16 protein-coding genes and 1 riboswitch are annotated in these 18,972 nt (G+C 68.6%); of the genes, 4 read left to right on the top strand and 12 right to left on the bottom strand.

Going from position 1 to position 18,972, the window contains the following annotated elements; all coding sequences use genetic code 11:
* Window positions 1-5: 5 nt before the first annotated feature.
* The 9 genes from kdpB to ACT535_RS06035 all read right to left on the bottom strand — a co-directional run bounded on the left by kdpB (window position 6) and on the right by ACT535_RS06035 (window position 10,424).
* The gene (gene kdpB / locus ACT535_RS06075) at window positions 6-2,069 is read right to left on the bottom strand and encodes a potassium-transporting ATPase subunit KdpB (RefSeq protein WP_476363680.1); all 2,064 of its coding nucleotides are present in this window, start codon (window positions 2,067-2,069) and stop codon (window positions 6-8) included.
* A gap of 16 nt (window positions 2,070-2,085) precedes the next feature.
* Entirely contained in the window at window positions 2,086-2,217 is a 132-nt protein-coding gene (locus ACT535_RS06070; RefSeq protein ID WP_476363679.1) for a hypothetical protein, read from the bottom strand.
* A gap of 1 nt (window position 2,218) precedes the next feature.
* Window positions 2,219-3,928: a potassium-transporting ATPase subunit KdpA gene (gene kdpA, locus ACT535_RS06065; protein ID WP_476363678.1), complete on the bottom strand. Its 1,710-nt coding sequence runs from the start codon at window positions 3,926-3,928 to the stop codon at window positions 2,219-2,221.
* 10 nt (window positions 3,929-3,938) lie between these two features.
* Entirely contained in the window at window positions 3,939-4,028 is a 90-nt protein-coding gene (locus ACT535_RS06060; protein ID WP_394028108.1) for a K(+)-transporting ATPase subunit F, read from the bottom strand.
* A gap of 413 nt (window positions 4,029-4,441) precedes the next feature.
* A complete protein-coding gene (locus tag ACT535_RS06055; RefSeq protein ID WP_476363677.1) occupies window positions 4,442-5,137 on the bottom strand; it encodes an alpha/beta hydrolase in 696 nt (231 codons plus the stop codon).
* 128 nt (window positions 5,138-5,265) lie between these two features.
* Complete coding sequence (locus tag ACT535_RS06050; protein ID WP_168460825.1) at window positions 5,266-5,988, bottom strand: ABC transporter ATP-binding protein; 723 nt, start codon at window positions 5,986-5,988, stop codon at window positions 5,266-5,268.
* Between the two features lie 10 nt (window positions 5,989-5,998).
* A complete protein-coding gene (locus ACT535_RS06045; protein ID WP_476363676.1) occupies window positions 5,999-7,990 on the bottom strand; it encodes a branched-chain amino acid ABC transporter ATP-binding protein/permease in 1,992 nt (663 codons plus the stop codon).
* A 5-nt stretch (window positions 7,991-7,995) separates the two neighbouring features.
* Complete coding sequence (locus ACT535_RS06040) at window positions 7,996-8,895, bottom strand: branched-chain amino acid ABC transporter permease (protein WP_168460822.1); 900 nt, start codon at window positions 8,893-8,895, stop codon at window positions 7,996-7,998.
* Window positions 8,896-9,203: 308 nt separating this feature from the next.
* Entirely contained in the window at window positions 9,204-10,424 is a 1,221-nt protein-coding gene (locus tag ACT535_RS06035) for an ABC transporter substrate-binding protein (protein WP_476363675.1), read from the bottom strand.
* A gap of 327 nt (window positions 10,425-10,751) precedes the next feature.
* Window positions 10,752-10,951, top strand: a riboswitch (cobalamin riboswitch).
* A gap of 104 nt (window positions 10,952-11,055) precedes the next feature.
* On the opposite strand from ACT535_RS06035, the gene ACT535_RS06030 reads away from it, so the two are divergent.
* Genes ACT535_RS06030 through ACT535_RS06015 form a run of 4 tightly spaced genes read left to right on the top strand, consistent with a single transcriptional unit; the run spans window position 11,056 to window position 15,691 of the window.
* Window positions 11,056-13,044, top strand: a complete 1,989-nt coding sequence (locus ACT535_RS06030) for a TonB-dependent receptor plug domain-containing protein (protein WP_476363674.1) — start codon at window positions 11,056-11,058, stop codon at window positions 13,042-13,044.
* 45 nt (window positions 13,045-13,089) lie between these two features.
* Window positions 13,090-13,953: an ABC transporter substrate-binding protein gene (locus ACT535_RS06025; RefSeq protein ID WP_476363673.1), complete on the top strand. Its 864-nt coding sequence runs from the start codon at window positions 13,090-13,092 to the stop codon at window positions 13,951-13,953.
* The gene (locus tag ACT535_RS06020) at window positions 13,953-14,939 is read left to right on the top strand and encodes a FecCD family ABC transporter permease (protein WP_476363672.1); all 987 of its coding nucleotides are present in this window, start codon (window positions 13,953-13,955) and stop codon (window positions 14,937-14,939) included. Before ACT535_RS06025 ends, ACT535_RS06020 begins: the two co-directional genes overlap by 1 nt.
* Window positions 14,936-15,691 (top strand): ABC transporter ATP-binding protein, encoded by a 756-nt coding sequence (locus ACT535_RS06015; RefSeq protein ID WP_476363671.1) that lies wholly within the window; start codon window positions 14,936-14,938, stop codon window positions 15,689-15,691. Before ACT535_RS06020 ends, ACT535_RS06015 begins: the two co-directional genes overlap by 4 nt.
* Window positions 15,692-15,700: 9 nt before the next feature.
* Here the strand turns inward: ACT535_RS06015 and ACT535_RS06010 are convergent, their stop codons facing one another.
* The 3 genes from ACT535_RS06010 to hflK are packed head-to-tail and all read right to left on the bottom strand — an operon-like array spanning window position 15,701 to window position 18,837.
* Window positions 15,701-16,792, bottom strand: a complete 1,092-nt coding sequence (locus ACT535_RS06010; RefSeq protein ID WP_476363670.1) for a YjbE family putative metal transport protein — start codon at window positions 16,790-16,792, stop codon at window positions 15,701-15,703.
* Window positions 16,793-16,831: 39 nt separating this feature from the next.
* Window positions 16,832-17,755 carry a protease modulator HflC gene (hflC, locus tag ACT535_RS06005; RefSeq protein ID WP_476363669.1) on the bottom strand — a complete coding sequence of 308 codons (924 nt, stop codon included), beginning with the start codon at window positions 17,753-17,755 and terminating at the stop codon, window positions 16,832-16,834.
* A complete protein-coding gene (gene hflK / locus ACT535_RS06000) occupies window positions 17,752-18,837 on the bottom strand; it encodes an FtsH protease activity modulator HflK (RefSeq protein WP_476363668.1) in 1,086 nt (361 codons plus the stop codon). Before hflK ends, hflC begins: the two co-directional genes overlap by 4 nt.
* Window positions 18,838-18,972: the final 135 nt, after the last annotated feature.

Genomic DNA, 18,972 nt, shown 5'->3' with positions numbered 1-18,972 from the left:
TCTCCTCAGACGAGGTGCAAGGCGGTGACGGCCACGTCGATGATCTTGATGCCGGCGAACGGCACCACGATCCCGCCGAGGCCATAGACGAGCAGGTTCCGCTGGAGCAGCGCCGCCGCGCCGATGGGCCGGAAGGTGACGCCCTTCAGCGCCAGCGGAATGAGGGCGATGATGATGAGGGCGTTGAAGATGATGGCCGAGAGGATGGCGCTCTGCGGCGAGGCGAGGCCCATCACGTTCAGCGCGCCGAGCTGCGGGTAGAAGGCCACGAACATGGCCGGGATGATGGCGAAGTACTTCGCCACGTCATTGGCGATGGAGAAGGTGGTGAGCGAGCCGCGCGTCATCAGCAGCGCCTTGCCGATCTCCACGATCTCGATGAGCTTGGTGGGGTCGCTGTCGAGGTCCACCATGTTGCCGGCCTCGCGGGCGGCCACCGTGCCGGTGTTCATGGCGACGCCTACATCCGCCTGGGCGAGGGCCGGGGCGTCGTTGGTGCCGTCGCCGCACATGGCGACGAGCTTGCCCTTGGCCTGTTCGTCGCGGATGAGCTTCAGCTTCGCCTCGGGGGTGGCCTCGGCGAGGAAGTCGTCCACGCCGGCCTCGGCGGCGATGGCGGCGGCGGTGAGCGGGTTGTCGCCGGTGATCATCACCGTGCGGATGCCCATGCGGCGCAATTCGGCGAAGCGCTCGCGGATGCCGCCCTTCACGATGTCCTTCAGGTAGATGACGCCCAGCACCTTGCCGTCGCGGGCGACGGCGAGCGGGGTGCCGCCGGCCTTGCCGATCTCCTCGGCGATGGCCTGCACCTCGCGCAGCGTCTCCGGCGAGAGGGGGCGTGCGCCCGCGCCGGACGCCTGGAGATCCTTCAGGATGGCATCCACCGCGCCCTTGCGGATCACCGAGCCGTCCACGTCCACGCCGCTCATGCGGGTCTGGGCGGTGAAGGGCACGAAATGGGCGTTGAGGGTGGCCATGTCGCGGCCGCGGATGGCGTATTTCTCCTTCGCCAGCACCACGATGGAGCGCCCCTCCGGCGTCTCGTCGGCGAGCGAGGCGAGCTGCGCCGCGTCCGCCAGCTCCTGCGCGGTCACCCCGCGCACGGGGCGGAACTCTGCCGCCTGCCGGTTGCCCAGCGTGATGGTGCCGGTCTTGTCGAGGAGCAGCGTGTCCACGTCGCCCGCCGCCTCCACCGCGCGGCCGGACATGGCGAGCACGTTGAAGCGCACCAGGCGGTCCATGCCGGCGATGCCGATGGCCGAGAGCAGCGCGCCGATGGTGGTGGGGATCAGCGTCACGAACAGCGCCACCAGCACGACCACGGAGATGGTGCCCCCCGCATAGGCGGCGAAGCTCGGGATGGAGGCGGTGGCGAAGACGAAGATCAGCGTCATGCCCGCGAGCAGGATGTTGAGGGCGATCTCGTTCGGCGTCTTCTGCCGTTCGGCGCCCTCCACCAGGTGGATCATGCGGTCGAGGAAGGTGGAGCCCGCCGCCGCCGTGATGCGCACCTTGATGTGGTCGGAGATGACCGTGGTGCCGCCGGTGACGGCCGAGCGGTCGCCGCCGCTCTCGCGGATCACCGGGGCGCTCTCGCCTGTTATGGCGGCCTCGTTGACCGAGGCGACGCCTTCCACCACCTCGCCGTCGGATGGGATGACGTCGCCCGCCTCCACCAGCACCACGTCGCCCACCTTCAGCGAGGTGCCGGGCACTTCCTGCCAGTCACTGCCGGTGCCGGTGAGGAGCTTCGCCTGCGTCTGCGTGCGGGTGCGGCGGAGGGAATCCGCCTGCGCCTTGCCGCGCCCTTCCGCCACCGCTTCCGCGAAATTGGCGAACAGCACGGTGAACCACAGCCACAGGATGATCTGGAAGGAGAAGCCGAGGCCGCTCCCGCCCGTCGCGAGATCGCGGACGAAGAGGATTGTGGTGAGGAGGGCGACCACCTCCACCACGAACATCACGGGGTTCTTCACCATCGCGCGCGGATCGAGCTTCCTGAACGATGCGCCGATGGCCGGCACCAGGATGGCCGGGTCGAGGATGCTGCTGGAACGGGGCTTGGCCATGGATGGCTCCCGGAAATCAGGGTTTGCCGACAACGAGCGCCACCATCTGGACGGCGGCGACGAGGACGAAGGCGGCGAGGGTCAAAAGGAGGATGAGTTCGGAGGTGCGCAGGGCGGGAGCCCGCGCGGATGGGGCGCGGCGTGCCATCTCAGCCCCCGAAGGTCTGGCCGGTCACCGCCGCGAGGTGCTCCACGATCGGCCCGAGCGCGAGCGCCGGGAAGAAGGTGAGGCCGCCGACGATGAGGATGACGCCCACCAGCAGCCCGACGAACAGCCCGCCATGGGTGGGGAAGGTGCCCGCCGAGGCCGGCACGGTCTTCTTCGCCGCCAGCGATCCCGCCAGCGCCATGGCCGGCACGATCATCATGAAGCGGCCGATGAACATGGAGACGGCGAGCGTCACGTTGTAGAAGGGCGTGTTGCCGGAGAGGCCAGCGAAGGCCGAGCCGTTGTTCGCCGTCGCCGAGGTGAAGGCGTAGAGGATCTCGGAGAAGCCATGCGGGCCGGGATTGCTGATGGCCGCGACCGTTCCCGGCAGCACGGTCGCGACCGCGGTCCAGCCCAGCATCATCAGGGGCAGGACGAGGATGGCGAGCATGGCCATCTTCACTTCCTTGGCCTCGATCTTCTTGCCGGCATATTCGGGCGTGCGGCCCACCATGAGGCCGGCCACGAACATGGCGACCACCACGAACAGCAGCATGCCGTAGAGCCCCGCCCCCACGCCGCCGACGATGATCTCGCCCAGCTCCATGTTGATGAGCGGGATCATGCCGCCGAGCGCCGTGAAGCTGTCGTGCATGGCATTCACCGCGCCGCACGAGGCGGCGGTGGTGATGACGGCGAACAGGGCCGAGGCGACGATGCCGAAGCGCAGCTCCTTGCCTTCCATGTTACCGCCCGACAGCCCCAGCGCGTTCAGCCCGGGCGTGCCTGATGCCTCGGCCCAGTAGGTGACGGCGACGCCGGCGACGAAGATGACGCCCATGGCGGCGAGGATCGCCCAGCCCTTGCGCACGTCGCCCACCATGCGGCCGAACACGTTGGTGAGGCCGGCGCCCAGCGCGAAGATGGAGAGCATCTGCACGAAGTTTGACAGCGCCGTAGGGTTCTCGAACGGGTGGGCGGCATTGGCGTTGAAGAAGCCGCCGCCATTGGTGCCGAGCATCTTGATGGCCACCTGCGAGGCCACGGGACCGACCGCGATGGTCTGCTTCGCGCCTTCCAGCGTGGTCGCATCCACATAGGGCCCGAGCGTCTGCGGGATGCCCTGCCACACCAGGAACAGGGTGTAGGGGATGCAGAGCGGCAGCAGCACGTAGAGGGTGCAGCGGGTGACATCCACCCAGAAATTCCCCACCGTCTGCGCCGACGCGCGGGAGAACCCGCGGATCAGCGCCACCGCCAGCGCGATGCCGGTGGCGGCGGAGAGGAAGTTCTGGTGGGTCAGCCCCAGCATCTGCGCGAGATAGGAGAGCGTGCTCTCGCCGCCGTAGTTCTGCCAGTTGGTGTTGGTGAGAAAGCTGATGGCCGTGTTCAGCGACAGGTCCGGCGGCATCCCCGCCATCTCCTGCGGGTTGAACGGCAGCAGGTCCTGCAGGCGCAGGATCGCATAGAGCATGAGGAAGCCGGCGACATGGAACACCAGCATGGCGAGGGTGTAGCCGAGCCACGTCTGCTCGCGCTTCGCATCCACGCCGGCGAGGGCATAGAGCGCGCCTTCCACCGGGCGCAGCGCGGGGGAGAGGAAGGTGCGCTCGCCCGCGAACACGCGGGTCATGTAGCCGCCAAGCAGCGGGGTGAGCGCAAGGATGATCGCGCAGAACAGGGCGATCTGGATCCAGCCATTGAGGGTCATCGGGGCCTCCTCAGAACCGCTCGGGCTTCAGCAGCGCGAGGGTGAGGTAGAAAAGGAGGCCCAGCGTGATGAGGCCTCCCAGAGCAAAATCGAGGGTCATGGAGTTTTCCTTCGATACGGCGGCGAGTGCGGCCTGTATTCGGCCGGCGCTAGAGCCGCTCGCAGGCGTAGCCGTAGCCGATGGCCAGGGCGAAAAGCCCCGCCGCCAGGGCGAGTATCAGAATGTCGAGCATGAGACCTGAGCCTCTAAAGGTGTCGGGCCGCGAAGACGCGGGAAGACCTGCGTCGCGGTCGGCCGCAGCGCATGGGAGCTTTCACCCGGCGCCGCTCAGCGAGGGAAAGGTGTCACCTTGCGCATAAAGATTCGAGACGGGCCGCTCGGGGCCAGAATAAAAATCGCATAAAGAAAAGCGCGAGGCCGGAGCGCTTCCGGACACACAAAAGGGCCCCCATTGGGGGGCCCCTCATGCCATCTCATATAAGTGGGTCGGGCACGCCGGAAGGAGCGCGACCCTACCGCGCGAACGCGGCCGCCGCAGCCACGACGTCGCCGTCGATGCCGTTGAAGCCGTGGTAGGCCATGGCTTCGCAGGGGTTCCCCTCGCTCTGGCCGCCGTCCAGCCACACTGCGCGCGCCTTGCCCTTCGCCCAGGCCAGGAAGGGCTCGACGCCCGCGGGAAGGGTGCGCTTGCAGCCGTCCTGCCGATGCTCGATGACGAGGGTTGGGGGCAGGGCGGCCGGCGATCCGAGGATGTTCGCCACGTTCTCGCGGTCGCCGGAGGCATCACTGAGGAATCCAGAGGTCAGCACCAGCCGTGCGGGACGCGCGCCCGCCGCGATGCCACGGGCGGCCCGCTGGGTGCCCCGGCTGGTGGCGATGAGGGTGACGGGGCCGTAGTGCGCCATCATCTCGACAGCCGCCGCCACGTTCACATCCCCCTCGGGCACCAGCACTGCGAGGCCGCGCGCGGCATAGGCGTTGCGGGTGCGCACCAGCTGGTTGCCGCCACGGGCGATACTGCCATCCGCGCCGACCCCGATGCGGCCATCGCTGCCGGCCAGCAGCACGACGGCGCCATGGGGCTTGGGCGGCATCAGCAGGGCCGCGTTGACCCCGTTCACGGACACGCCTGTGACCTTGATGTCGGACGCGTGCGCCGCGCCGCCACAAGCCAGCACCACCAGAGCCGCCGCCAACAGTCGTCGCATCCCCATCCCCGTTCCCGGCCCGGGCGGCAGCCCGCCGCGCCCCGGATGCCAAAGCCTAGCTTCATGGCACCCGGAACGCTACCGAGGTAGGGATAATTGCCGTTACAGGGCGATGTGGCCCAACGATCTCAGTGCGCGTGGCCGAGATAGGCGGCGCGCACGGCGGCGTCGTTGCGCAGGGCTTCGGCCGGGCCCTTGGCGGCGACGCGACCGTTTTCCAGCACATAGCCGAAGTCGGCCACCTCCAGCGCGGCGGCGGCGAACTGCTCCACCAGCAGCATGGTGATCTTCTGCTCCTTGAGCCGCGCGATGGTGGCGAAAACCTCCGCCACGAGCCGCGGGGCGAGGCCCATGGAGGGCTCGTCCAGAAGCAGCACGCGCGGGTTCAGCATCAGCGCGCGGGCCATGGCGAGCATCTGCTGTTCGCCGCCGGAGAGGGTGCCGGCAAGCTGGGCGCGGCGCTCGGCGAGGCGCGGGAAGAGGGTGAACATGCGGTCGAGGTCGCCCTCCACGTCGCCGCGCTCCCGCGCCCCGGTGAGGCGGGGGAAGGCGCCGAGCAGAAGGTTGTCCTTCACGCTCTGGGTGGGGAACACCCGCCGCCCTTCCGGCGAGTGGGCGAGGCCCTTCTTGGTGATCTTGAAGGAGGGCTGGCCGGTGAGGTCTTCCCCGCCAAGGCGGACCGTGCCCGATTCCGGCACGATCATGCCGGAGATGGCGCGCAGCGTGGTGGTCTTGCCGGCGCCGTTGGAGCCGATGAGAGTAACCAGCCGGCCTTCCTCCACCTTGAGGGAGAGGCCGTGCAGCACCTTCACCTTGCCGTAGCCAGCGACGAGATCGTTCACTTCGAGCATGGCGATCTCCTCATTCCGCCGCAGCGGCGGCGCCGCCGAGATAGGCCTCGATGACGCGCTCGTTGGCCTGCACCTCGGCCGGCTTGCCCTCGGCGATCTTCTGGCCGAAATCCAGCACCGTCACCGTGTCGCACAGGCCCATCACCACATCCATGTGATGCTCGATGAGCACGATGGTGAGCCCCGCGTGGCGCACCTTCTTGATGATCTCGACGAGGTGCTTGATATCAGGCGCGGTGAGGCCGGCGGCGGGCTCGTCGAGCAGCAGCAATGCGGGATCGAGCGCCAGCGCGCGGGCGATCTCCAGGAGGCGCTGCTTGCCGTAGGGCAGGTTGCGCGCCTCCTCGTTGGCGAGGTCCGCGAGGCCGACGAAGTGGAGGAGGCTCATGGCCCGCTCGCGCGCCGCCTTCTCCTCCCGCCTTATGCGCGGCAGGCCCAGCGCCACCTCGGCGAAGGTCGCCTGATAGGTGTGGTGGAGGCCCACCAGCACGTTCTCGATCAGCGTCAGCTCGGCGAAGAGCTGGACGTTCTGGAAGGTGCGCGCGATGCCCTCCCCGGCGATGTCGGAGGAGGTCTTGCCGGTCATCGCCTGCCCCTTGAACCGGACGGCGCCGGCGGTGGGCACATAGATGCCGGTGAGCACGTTCATCATGGTGCTCTTGCCCGAGCCGTTCGGCCCGATGAGGCCGTGGATGGTGCCGGGCTTCACCTCGATGGACACCTGATCCAGCGCCCTCAGGCCGCCGAACTGCATCACCACATTGTCCACGTGGAGCAGCACGCCGGAATGGCCTTCGTGCGAGGCGGTGACCGCCTTGCCGTGGGTGTCGGCGTGGATCACCGCGTGGGCCTGCACGAGGCTCGGCCAGAGCTGGGCGGCGGCGCGCTTGAGGAAGCCGACGATGCCCTCCGGTAGGTAATAGACCACGAACAGGATCATCACGCCGAAGACGGCGAGCTTGTAGTCCGTGATCTTCTGCAGCAGCAGCGAGAAGAGGAAGAAGGCGAGGCACAGCACCACGGGGATGGCGTTGCGCACCCGATTTTCCGGATCCTTCACGAAGGCCCGCGCGCCGGCGATGACGGCAATCAGCGCGATGGTGCCGGCGATGTAGCGGAACAGCTCGATGTCGGAGAGCAGGTTCGGCAGGAACACGATGATGACCGCGCCCAGGATCGGCCCCAGCCGCGACTTGCGCCCGCCCACCGTGACCGCCAGCAGGAACTGCACCGACAGCTCGAAGCCGAAATTGTTCGGCGCGATATATTGCTCCGAATAGGCGAACAGCGCCCCCGCGAGCCCGGCGAGGCCGGCGGAGACAACGAAGGCCAGCACCTTGTGCTTGTAGACCGAAACGCCCATGCAGTCCGACGCGATGGGGCTGTCGCGCAGCGCCTCGAACGCCCGGCCGAGGTGGGAGGCGAGGATGCGGTTGATGATGATCAGCGTCAGCACCAGCGCGATGGCGGCGATGTAATAATATTCCACTTCCTTCATGCGCTTGAGCGACATGTCGAACAGCGGAATGGTGTCGCCCAGCGAGCGCAGGTCGATGAAGAGCGGCGTCGTCAGCTTGATGCCGAGGGGGCCGTTGGTGAGGTCCGTCATCTCGTTGATGAGGATCTGCACGATGGTGCCGAAGGCGAGCGTCACCATGGCGAGATAGGGGCCGGTGACGCGCAGCGCCGGCAGCGCCAGCACCACGCCGAACACGGACGCGACGATGATGGCCAAGGGCAGCGCCGGCCAGAAGCCGATGCCGAAATGCATGGCGAGGCAGCCGGCCGTGTAGGCGCCGATGCCGAACAGCGCGGCATGGCCGATGGACACCTCGCCCGTATAGCCGAACACCACATCGAGCCCGAGCAGCAGGATCGAGAAGATGGCGATGGTGACGAGCAGGTGGAGATAATAGGGGCTCGTCACCACGAAGGGCAGCACGACGAGCACCGCGAGGCCGAGGAGCGACCCCGTGGAGGAGAGGAGGCGGCGCGCGAGCATGGGGCTCAGACCTTCTTGATGGTGGCGCGGCCGAACAGGCCCGAGGGCTTCAGCGAGAGCACCAGCAGCAGCAGGACGAGGCCGGGCACGTCCTTGTATCCGGTGGAGATGTAGTAGCCGGTGAGCGTCTCGGTGATGCCGAGGATCAGGCCGCCGACGATGACGCCCATGCCGCTCGACAGTCCGCCGATGATGGCCACCGCGAACGCCTTCAGCCCCAGCACCGCGCCCATGGTGGCGCCGGTGAGGGTGACGGGGGCGATGAGCACGCCGGCGAAGGCGGCGGTCATGGAGGAGAGCGCGTAGGAGAAGGTGATGACGCGCCGCGTGTCGATGCCCATCAGGCCCGCCGCGTCGCGGTCATTGGCGGTGGCCACCACGGCCTTGCCGAAGATGGACCGCCGGTTGAAGATTTCCACCGCCAGCATGATGGCGAGGGCGCCGATGACGATGGCGATCTCCATGGGCTGGATGCGCACCGGCCCGATGGTGAGCGCAGCCTCGGGCAGCGGGGAGGGGAAGCGCAGCGCGTCGCGGCCCCAGATGTTCTCGGCGAGGTTGCGGAAGATGATGCCGAGGGCGATGGTCGCCATGATCCAGCCGGCTTCGGACTTCGCCTTCACCGCCTGCCGCACGCCGAGCCATTCCACCACCGCGCCCTGCGCGAGGCCGAAGGCAAACACGATGGGCAGCATGAGCAAATAGGCCCAGAGCGTGCCGAGCGCCTGGCCGATGAGGAAATTGATGGTGGTGAGGCCCACCAGCGCCCCCAGCATCAGGGCCTCGCCCTGGCCGAAGTTCAGGGTTTTCGAGGTGGCGAAGGTGAGCTGGTAGCTGAAGGCGATGACGCCGTAGATCATGCCCACGGCGATGCCGCTCACGATGAGCTGCGACAGGATGTTCATGACGGTCTCCGGAAGGGGGCGCGGCCCCCGCGTCGGGGCAGGGTTCCGGGCAAACCGGCCGCCGCGCTCGTTGGCGCGGCGATCCGAATGGTGTGTGGGAGGCGGAGAGGGGCTAACCGTGGGGCGCGCTATGAACCGACACCCTACCCAGCGCCGTCATGCCCCGGCTTGTCCGGGGCATCCACTTCGCCGCTGGCCAGCTCCTTGTTAGGTCGCAGCCCGCCCGGTCACCCGGTGGATCCCCCGGACAAGCCGGGGGATGACGCGACCATGTGTCGGGCAGCCAGCCCTGAACCCGAGCCCTCGGCTCAGTTCTTGGTCTTCACCCGCACCGCCTTGTCGCCGGCGATGTCTTCGGGGTGGGCGGCGACCACGCGGCCGTCCTTGACGAGGCCGAACACCGGGATGTTCGAGGTGATGGCCTCGTGGTCGGTGGCGGAGAAGGGCTTGTCGTAGACGGTCACGACGCCTTCGACCTTGGTGTTGAGGTTTTCCAGCGCCTCGCGGACCTTGCGGCCGTCGGTGGAGCCCGCCTGCTTGATGGCGGCGGCGAGCAGCAGCACCGAGTCATAGCCCTGCGCGGCCGAGACCGGCGAGGGCATGCGGTCGATCTTGTAGGCGGCCTGGTAGGCCTCGATGAACGCCTTGCGCTTCGGGGTGTCGGGCAGCTGGATGAAGGTCTGCGGCATCATCGCGCCATTGCCGTTGGCACCGGCGGTGTCGATGAAGTTGGCCATGGAGAGCGTCCACGAGCCGATCATCGGCACCTTCCAGCCGAGCTTGGCCATGCCGTTGGCGATCTGCGCCAGCTCGGGGCCGATGGCGTAGGTCAGCACCACGTCGGCGCCGGCTTCCTTGGCGCGCAGCAGCTGCGCGGTCATGTCGGTGTCGCCGATGTTGAACTTCTCTTCGGCGACCGGCTTCACGCCCATGGTGGCGAGGGCCTTCACCAGATCGGCGCGGCCGAGCTGGCCGTAATTGGTGCTATCGGCGAGGATGGCCGGCTTCTTGAAGCCCTGCCGCTTCACCGCCTCGTCGGCGATCATGGCGCTCTGGATGGCGTCATTGGCGGAGGTGCGGAAGATGTAGTTGTTCTTGTTGTCCGGCGGCACGAACTGCTTGGAGATCAGGGTGCCGGTGGCCACGTTGTTGATGACCGGAATCTCGGCTTCCTGATAGAAGCGCTGGGAGGCGAGGGCGACGCCGGTGTTGATGTAGCCGAGGGTGGCGACCACGCCCTCCTTGTTGATGAGCTCCTGGGCGATCTGCACGCCCACCTCGTTCTTCGCCTCGTCGTCACGCTCGACGAGCTGGAGGGGACGGCCCAGCACGCCGCCGGCCTTGTTGACCTCTTCCACGGCGAGCTTCACGCCATCGCGCATGCTGACGCCCATGGAGGACGAGCCGCCGGTGAAGGGGCCGGTGAGGCCGATCTTGATGGGGTCGGCAGCGTAAGCTGCGCCGGAAACGGCAAGCCCGAAAACGGCAACGCCTGCGGCCAAAGCCGCGACCATGCTCCTCAGTCGCATCTTCTACTCCCTGTGTTCCCGATTATTCGGTTATTATACTTTGGTAGTACCCACCCGCTCGTTGGCGGGGCGGCTCTCAATCGTTTAAGCGAATTGAGCGGGGCGCGCCACCATAACCTAGCGGAATGTTGGGTGCGGCCTTTGCTGCTGCCGTTTTTGAAGGCAACCACACCCTCCCGATACGGATGTCGTGTGATTTCGGACCACGCATTTTTGAAGCAATGAGCAAGATGTGATCGGGCGATACGCCGTCCGGCGCGGTCTTCCCGCAGTTGCTCTCAGGCTTTCGCACTTGCGAAGGATTCGTTGACGCGGGGTCCGGCCGCCGCCTATGGTCGGACCGACGGTTCCCGCAAGGGATCAAAAGGGAACGCGGTGCTCCGGCCTTGCCGGAAATGCCGTGGCTGCCCCCGCAACTGTAAGTGGCGAGTCCTCTGCCATCAGCCACTGGGTCGCACGACCTGGGAAGGCGGCAGCAAGGGCGATGACCCGCGAGCCAGGAGACCTGCCGTCAGCCGTGGTCATGCGCGAGCACGTCGGGCGGGGTTCTCCTGATGGCGGTTTTTCCGGCCTGCCGCGGCCGGGATGCCTCGTTCGCGGTGACGGACCACCCGTGCCGTCGAGTTTCCTCATGCCGTCCGCCGTTCACTCCCGATCCCGCCGCGCCCTGCGGGCTGCGGCCCTGCTCACGCTTGCCTGTGTTCCGCTTGCCTGCGTGCCGCCCGCCCTCGCCCAGACGGCGGACGACCAGAATGCGGGCGATCTGCCCACCATCGTCGTCAGCGCCACCGGCATCCCCACACCCGAGACCGAGGTGGCGAGTTCCGTCAGCATCGTCACGGAGCAGGACATCGCCCGCAACCAGCAGCGCACGCTGCCGGACGTGCTGCAATCCCTGCCCGGCCTCAACGTGGTGCAGACGGGCGGCCCGGGCGGCACCACCTCGGTGTTCATCCGGGGCACCAATTCCAATCATGTGAAGGTGCTGATCGACGGCATCGACGCCGGCAATCCGGCCGCCACCAACGGCGCCTTCGATTTCGGCAAGCTGCTCGCCTCAGATCTCGAACGGGTGGAGGTGCTGCGCGGCCCGCAGTCCGGCCTTTATGGCTCGGATGCCATCGGCGGCGTCATCTCCATCACCACCAAGAAGGGAGAGGGGCCGCCGAAAGTGTCGGCCTATGTGGAGGGCGGCGCGCTCGGCACCTTCAACCAGTATGCGAGCCTCACCGGCTCCACCGAAAAGCTCGCCTATTCGTTCAACGTCACGCACTTCTCCTCCACCGACATTCCGGTGACGCCGCAGACCGTCGGCCCGCCGATCTGGCCGCGCAATCCCAACGCCTACGACAACTGGACCTATTCCACCCGGCTCGACTGGCAGGCCACCGAGACGCTCGCGGTGAACTTCGTCGCGCGCTACATCGACACCAGCCTCGCCTTCACGCCGGATACTTATCCCCCGCCCACCTATGAAGGCCTTCCGGCGGCGCTGCGCTCCACGGCCTATACGGGCATGTTCTTCACCAAGGGGGAGGGCGTGTGGACCGCGCTGGACGGCGCGCTCGTCACCACCTTCGGCGCCAGCGAGATGACCTCGTCGAGCCCGACCGTCGGGCCGAATCCGGACGTGAACGGCACCTATGACGGCGACCGGCAGGTCTATTATGTCCGCTCCAACTATCTGGTGGCGCCGGGCCAGAACCTGCTGGTGGGCGCCGAGCGGCGGAATGAAGCCATGACCTCCTCCACCGCCTATACGAACGTGGATGCCTCCACCGGCGACACGGGCGTCTATGCCGAGTATCAGGGCAACCTCTGGAACCGGCTCTTCTTCGCCGCCAATATCCGCTACGACGCCGACGACAGCTTCGGCGACCACACCACCTTCCGTCTCGCCCCGGCGCTGCTGTTCGACGAGACGGGCACCAAGCTGAAGGCGAGCTACGGCACCGGCTTCAAGGCGCCGACCCTCTACCAGCTCTACGCACCCTATTACGGCAATGCGAGCCTCCAGCCGGAGGAGAGCGAGGGCTGGGATGCAGGCTTCGAGCAGAAGGCGTTCGGCGAGCGCGTGCTGTTCGGGGTGACGTACTTCCACAACAACATCACCAACCTCATCAGCTACGATCCGGTGACGTACCAGAACGTCAACATCTCCAGCGCCGTGTCGCAGGGCGTGGAGGCGTTCGTGGCGGTGAAGGTGACGGACCGCATCGATGCGCGGGTGGACTACACCTACACCAACGTCGTGGGCTATGTGCCGCCCGGCCAGCCCTTCGGCGCCGCCTGCGCGCCCATCGACGTCACCTCCTGCTATCCCCTGCGCCGGCCCAACAACAAGGTGAGCCTGACGCTGGGCTGGCGGCCGACCGACGAACTCGATCTGGCGGCGAGCCTCGTCTATGCGTCCTCCTGGTGGGACATCGTCCGCCTCACCTCGAACTACATCGACCAGCCCGGCTACACGGTGGTGAATCTGGCGGCGAACTATCGGCTCAATGCCGCCACCACCGTGTTCGGGCGCATCGACAATCTGTTCAACCAGACCTACGAAAACCCCAACGGCTTCCTCGCCCCCGGCTTCGGCGCCTATGGCGGGGTGAAGCTCACGTGGTGAGGCGCGCATGGTGAGGGTTCGGTGAAAGGCGCGGCGGCCGGACTGATGCTCGCGGCTCTTCTGGCCTGCGCCCCGGCGCGGGCGGAAGAGACGCACGCCCGGCCCCGCGTCGTCTCCTTGAACCTGTGCACGGACGAATTGGCCCTGCGCCTCGCCGATCCGGAGCAGGTGCTCTCCGTCACCCATCTGGCCCGCGACCCGCTCTCGTCCAATGTGGCGGACCTCGCGCGCGGCGTGCCCGTCAATCGCGGGCTGGCGGAGGAGGTGGTGCCGCTGAAGCCGGATCTCGTGCTGGCCGGCGCCTACACCGCCCGCAACGCCACCGCCATGCTGCGCCGCCTCGGCTTCGAGGTGGTGGAACTGACCGATCCCGAAACGCTGGAAGAGGCCTACGCCCAGATCCGCATGGTGGCGGCGCGCCTCGGCGTGCCGGAGCGGGGCGAGGCTATGGTGGGGCAGATGCAGGCCGCCTTCGCGCGCGTGCCGCCGGTTGCGGGGCCGCGCCCGACCGCCGTGGTGCTGCGCCCCAACGGCTTCACCACGGGCCGCGGCTCGCTGGCCGACGAACTGATGGAGAAGGCCGGCCTCACCAATCTCGCTGCCCGCCTGCCGACCGACAAGATGGGGCAATTGGCGCTGGAGGAGATCGTGCGCGCCCAGCCCGACCTCGTGGTGGTGAATGCCGATGAGGCGGCGCCGCCCTCGTTGGCGGACGCGTTGCTGCATCACCCCGCGCTCGCGCCTTTCAGGGGCCGCACGCTGGCCTTGCCGCTCCGGCTGTGGACCTGCGCCGGGCCGGACCTCGCCGAGGCGGCGGCGCTGCTGGCGGCGGCGCGGGCGCGCCTCTCCGGGCCTCAAGCAGCGCGGTACCCCGCCAAGCATCACGCCGCCGCCGAGGGGGCGCGCTGATGCCCTCGCGCGTCGTCCTTGGGCTCGGCCCTCTGGTCGCGGTGCTGTTCTGCGCCTCGGTGGCGGTGGGCTATGCCCCGCTCGACCTTCGCGGTGCCTTTGCTGATCTCCTCGCCGGCCGGCCGAGCGTCGCGGCGCTGGTGCTGTCCGAGCTGCGCCTGCCGCGCGCCATTCTCGGTGCGGCGGTGGGCTTCAGCCTCGGCCTGACCGGGGCGGCCTTGCAGGGGCTGATGCGCAATCCTTTGGCCGACCCCGGCGTGGTCGGCGTCTCCGGGGCGGCGGCGCTGGGGGCGGTGATTGCCTTCTATTTCGGCTTCTCGACCTCCTTCGCGCTCGCTTTGCCGCTGGGCGGCTTGATGGGCGCGGCGGCGGCCACCGCCGTGCTCCTCGCCCTCGCAGCACGGGGGGCGGGGACGGTGATGCTGATCCTCGCCGGCGTCGCCTTGTCGAGCCTCGCCGGTGCGCTCACCGCGCTGGCGCTGAATCTTGCGCCCAGTCCCTATGCGGCGCTGGAGCTGGTGTTCTGGCTCATGGGCTCGCTGGCCGACCGCAGCCTCGTGCATGTGGCGCTGGCGTTGCCCTTCATGGCAGTGGGCTGGGTACTGGTGCTCCGCACCGGACCGGCGCTCGATGCCCTCACATTGGGAGAGGACGCAGCCGAGAGCCTCGGCTTCCCGCTGCGCCGGGTGCGCCTCCTCGTCATCGGCGGCACCGCGGCGGCGGTGGGGGCGAGCGTGGCGGTGGCGGGGGCCATCGGCTTCGTCGGCCTCGTGGTGCCCCATCTGGTGCGCCCGCTGGTGCGCCACCGGCCGGGCCGGCTTCTGGCCGCGAGCGGGCTGGCCGGCGCGGCGCTCACCCTCGGCGCGGATATCGTGGTGCGGGTCATCCCCACCCGGCCGGAGCTTCAGCTCGGCGTGGTGACGGCGCTCATCGGCGCGCCCTTCTTTCTGTTCCTCCTCGCGCGTCTACGGGGGAGGGAGGCATGAGGCTCGCCGCCCGTTCCGTCACTGTCACGCGGGGCGCCGCGACGCTGGTGCGTGCTCTCGATCTGGAGGTCGAGGGCGGCACCTTCCTCGGTCTCCTCGGCCCCAACGGCGCCGGCAAGACCAGCCTGATGCGCGTGCTCGCCGGCCTTGAGGCGCCGGCCTTCGGCCATGTGCTCTATGACGGCCGCAGCGCCGCGGAAATCGGCCGGCGCGGGCTCGGCCGGACCATCGCCTACCTGCCTCAGGACGGGCGCATCCATTGGCCATTGCCAGTGGAGGAAGTCGTCGCTCTGGGGCGCCTGCCCCACGGCGCAGCGGCGGTGGATACTGCCGCGCGGCGCGCCATGGCGGCGGCCGGGGTGGAGGGGCTCGCCAAACGCTCGGCCGATACCCTCTCCGGCGGCGAGCGCGCGCGGGTGCTGCTCGCCCGCGCGCTGGCGGTGGAGGCGCCCATCCTCCTCGCCGACGAGCCCTCGGCCGCGCTCGATCCGCTGCACCAGCTGGAGGTGATGACGCTGCTGCGCGACACCGCCCGACGCGGCGCCGTGGTGGTGGCGGTGCTGCACGATCTGACGCTGGCCGGCCGCTTCTGCGATCGCCTCGCGCTGATGAAGGACGGCCGGCTCCTCGCCGAGGGCGCGCCCGGAGACGTGCTCGATGACGCCCATCTGGCGGACGCCTTCGGCGTGGATACCGTGCGCCTCACCCATGCGGGCGAGACGGTGGTGCTGCCGTGGGCGCGGCGGGATTAGAGCCGGGCTTCAGCCCACCCCGTGGGCCATGATGAGCACGCTGATCATCACCACCGCGATGAGGCAGAAAAGCCCGATCAGCCCGTAGATCATCACCTTGTCCGAATAATCGGGCGCCGGCGGCAGGTTCTGGGTGGGCCGCCGCACCGGCGCGGCGGGACGTGGCCGCGGCGCGACGGGGGCGGGGGCGATGACGGGGTCTGCGGAGCGGACAGGTTCGGCCACGGCGACTGCCATTGCCACCGGGGCAGCCACAGCCACGGCGGGGGCGGAGACGGCCATCGCCAAGGGGGCGGCGACCGGGGCCGCCACCGGCGCGGCGACGGGCGCGGGCGCCGCGCGCGCCGGCAGAAGGCGCGCACGCTTTGGCGGCGCCGGCGCCTTGTTCCCGTCGCCGGCCATGCGCGCATCCGCCGTGAAGCGGGCGTTGGCGACCACGAAGATGGCGGCGGCGGGCGGAACCAGCACGAACAGCGCTTCCGCATTGGCCGCCACCCAGCCGGACCAGAGCGGATCGCTGACGATGAGACTGCCCGCGATCCAGCCGAGGAAGGCGGTGCCGATGAAGGTGAGGGCGGGGATGTGCTTCATCGCCTCGGCCATCACGAAGCTGCCGAAGAAGATGAGCGGCACGGACAGAAGCACGCCACCTACCAGATAGGAGAGATGGCCCTCCGAGACGGCGGCGAGGGCCACCACATTGTCGAGGCTCATGATGGCGTCGGCGATGAGGATGACCAGCGCCGCCCCCAGCAGCCCGCCCCCCTGGCCCAGGGAGGGGTCCAGCTCCACCTCCCGGTCACCCTCGTGCCGGCGCCGGTATTCACCCGCGAGGAGGTTGATGGAGATGACGGCCAGCAGCAGCCCGCCGCCGATCTTCAGCAGGGGGATGGCCATCAGCGTGCCGGCGAGGGCCGCGATGACCAGCCGGAAGAAGACCGCCCCCGCCGCCCCGAGCACCACCGCCTTGCGCACCTGCGCCGCCGGCAGGCTGCGGCAGGCGAGCGCGATGAGCAAAGCGTTGTCGCCGCTCAGCAGGATGTCGATGAGGAAGATCTTCAGGCTCGTGCCGAACCAGGAAAGGTCAGCGCCGAGGTCCATGGCCGGATGTCCTTCTCGAATGCGTCGGGGCGAGGCCGGTCACGGCTTCTGGGTGCTGGCTGCGGGCGTGCCCTTGGCCGGTCCGCCCGTGCCATCGGCGAGGGTCGGTCCGCGCGTCAGGGCGCCGAGGAAGTCGGCGTCGGGCGACAGCAGCAGCATGGGCGAGGCGCCCGCCAGCGTCTGCTTGTAGGTCTGCTGCGTGCGCAGGAAGGTGTAGAAGGCGGGGCTGCGGTCATAGGCCTCGCCGAGGATCTGCGAGGCCTTGGCGTCGGCCTCGCCGCGCGCGATCTTGGACTTCTGCTGCGCCTCCGCGAGGATCACCGTGCGCTGGCGGTCGGCGCGGGCCTGGATTTCCTGCGCCCATTCGAAGCCCTGCGCGCGCAGTTCCTTGGCCTCGCGCTGGCGCTCGGACTTCATGCGGTCGTAGATGGCCTGGCTGGTCTCGGCGGGCAGGTCGGCGCGCAAGAGGCGCACGTCCACCACGTCCACGCCCAGCGCCCGGCTGCGCTCGATCACCTCGTTGCGAATCTTGTCGATGATGCGGTCGCGCTCGGTGGAGAGGAGGTCCACGAGCTTGGCCTGTCCCAGCTCCCGCCGCACCGCCGAATTGACGATCTGGGCGATCCGCGACTGACCCTGCTCGATGCCGCCCACCGCCTGATAGAAGGCGAGCGGATCGTTGATGCGGAAGCGGGTGTAGGTGCTCGCCTCGATGCGCTTCTGGTCGCCCAGGATGATCTGCTCGGCGGGCGGCTCCAGCGAGATCAGGCGGCGCTCGAAATAGATCACCGTGTCGATGAACGGCGCCTTGAAATAGAGCCCCGGCTTGTCATCCACGGCGATGGGCATGCCGAGCCGCACCACCAGCGCGCGCTGGGTCTGCTGCACGGTGAAGGCGAAGGAAGAGGCGAAGGCGACGAGGAGGATGCCCACCCCCAGCGCGATGAATCCGGCGCGCTTCATTTGGCGGCTCCCGCGCTGGCCTGCTCCGCGACCGGCGGGGCGGGGAGGGTGGCGCGCTTGTCGGCCTCGGTGAGGGGCAGGTAGGGCACGATGCTGCTGCCGTGGGCGGAGAGGTCCACGATGACCCGGCCGGAATGCTTCAGCACCTCGTCCACGCCTTCCAGATAGAGGCGGCGGAGGGTCACGTCCTTGTGCCGCTCATAGGCGGCTTCCACGGCGAGGAAGCTCTGCGCCTCGCCCTTGGCGAGGTCCACCGCCTGCTCGCCATAGGCCTGCGCCTCCTGCACGATGCGCTCGGCCTCGCCGCGGGCGCGGGGCAGGATATCGTTGCGGTAGGCCTCGGCCTCGTTGCGCGCGCGCTCCTGGTCGGCGCGGGCGCGCTGCACGTCGTTGAAGGCGTCGATGACGGCGGCGGGCGGATCGATGCGCAGCAACTGAACCTGCGTGATGACGATGCCGGCCTGATACTTGTCGAGCAGGCGCTGGAGCACGACTTCCGTCTGCTGGGCGATCTGCTGGCGCTTGTCGGAGAGCGCCGCCTGAATGGGGTTCTGGCCGATGACCTCGCGCAGGGCGCTCTCGGCGGTGACGCGCAGGGTGCCTTCCGCATCGGCGACGTTGAACAGGAACTGGCCCGCATCGCGAATGCGCCAGAACACCACGCAGTCCACCTCGACGATGTTCTCGTCGCCGGTGAGCATCTGGCTGCGCTCGCGCCGTCCGTCGCGGGAGCCGAGGACCATCTGGTTGATCTGGGTGGTCTTGGGCAGGAGAATGGTCTCGATGGGATAGGGCCAGTGGTAGTGGACGCCGGAGGGCTCTGTCGCCACCCACTGGCCGAAGCGCAGCACGATGCCCTGCTCGTCCGGCTGCACCCGGTAGAAGCCGCTCGCCGCCCAGAGCGCCGCGATGAGCCCCACCGCCACCAGCGCCCCGCGCCGGCCGAAATGCGGCAGGCGCAGCATCTCCGACACCTGCTCCCGCGCCAGCCCCTCGAACGGCTGCGGGCGCGCCGGTTCGGGCACGGCCACAGGCGGCGGGGGCGCGTCTTCGGTGGGCGGGACGGCTTCAATATTCGCCATTCAGGCTGACCTCAGGTCAGGTAATATTTGATATTACCTAAAGTAATGGGCGGCGCAGGCCCAATGGATGGCGACGGACCATAGAAGATTTCAATCTCCATTCGCAATTGCTCCGGTCGGTCGCGAGGTGCGGCA

The organism is Xanthobacter sp. DMC12, from assembly GCF_056314105.1.
Note: the sequence above shows the minus strand (reverse complement) of the source record. Positions and strands in the feature narration are given on the sequence as shown.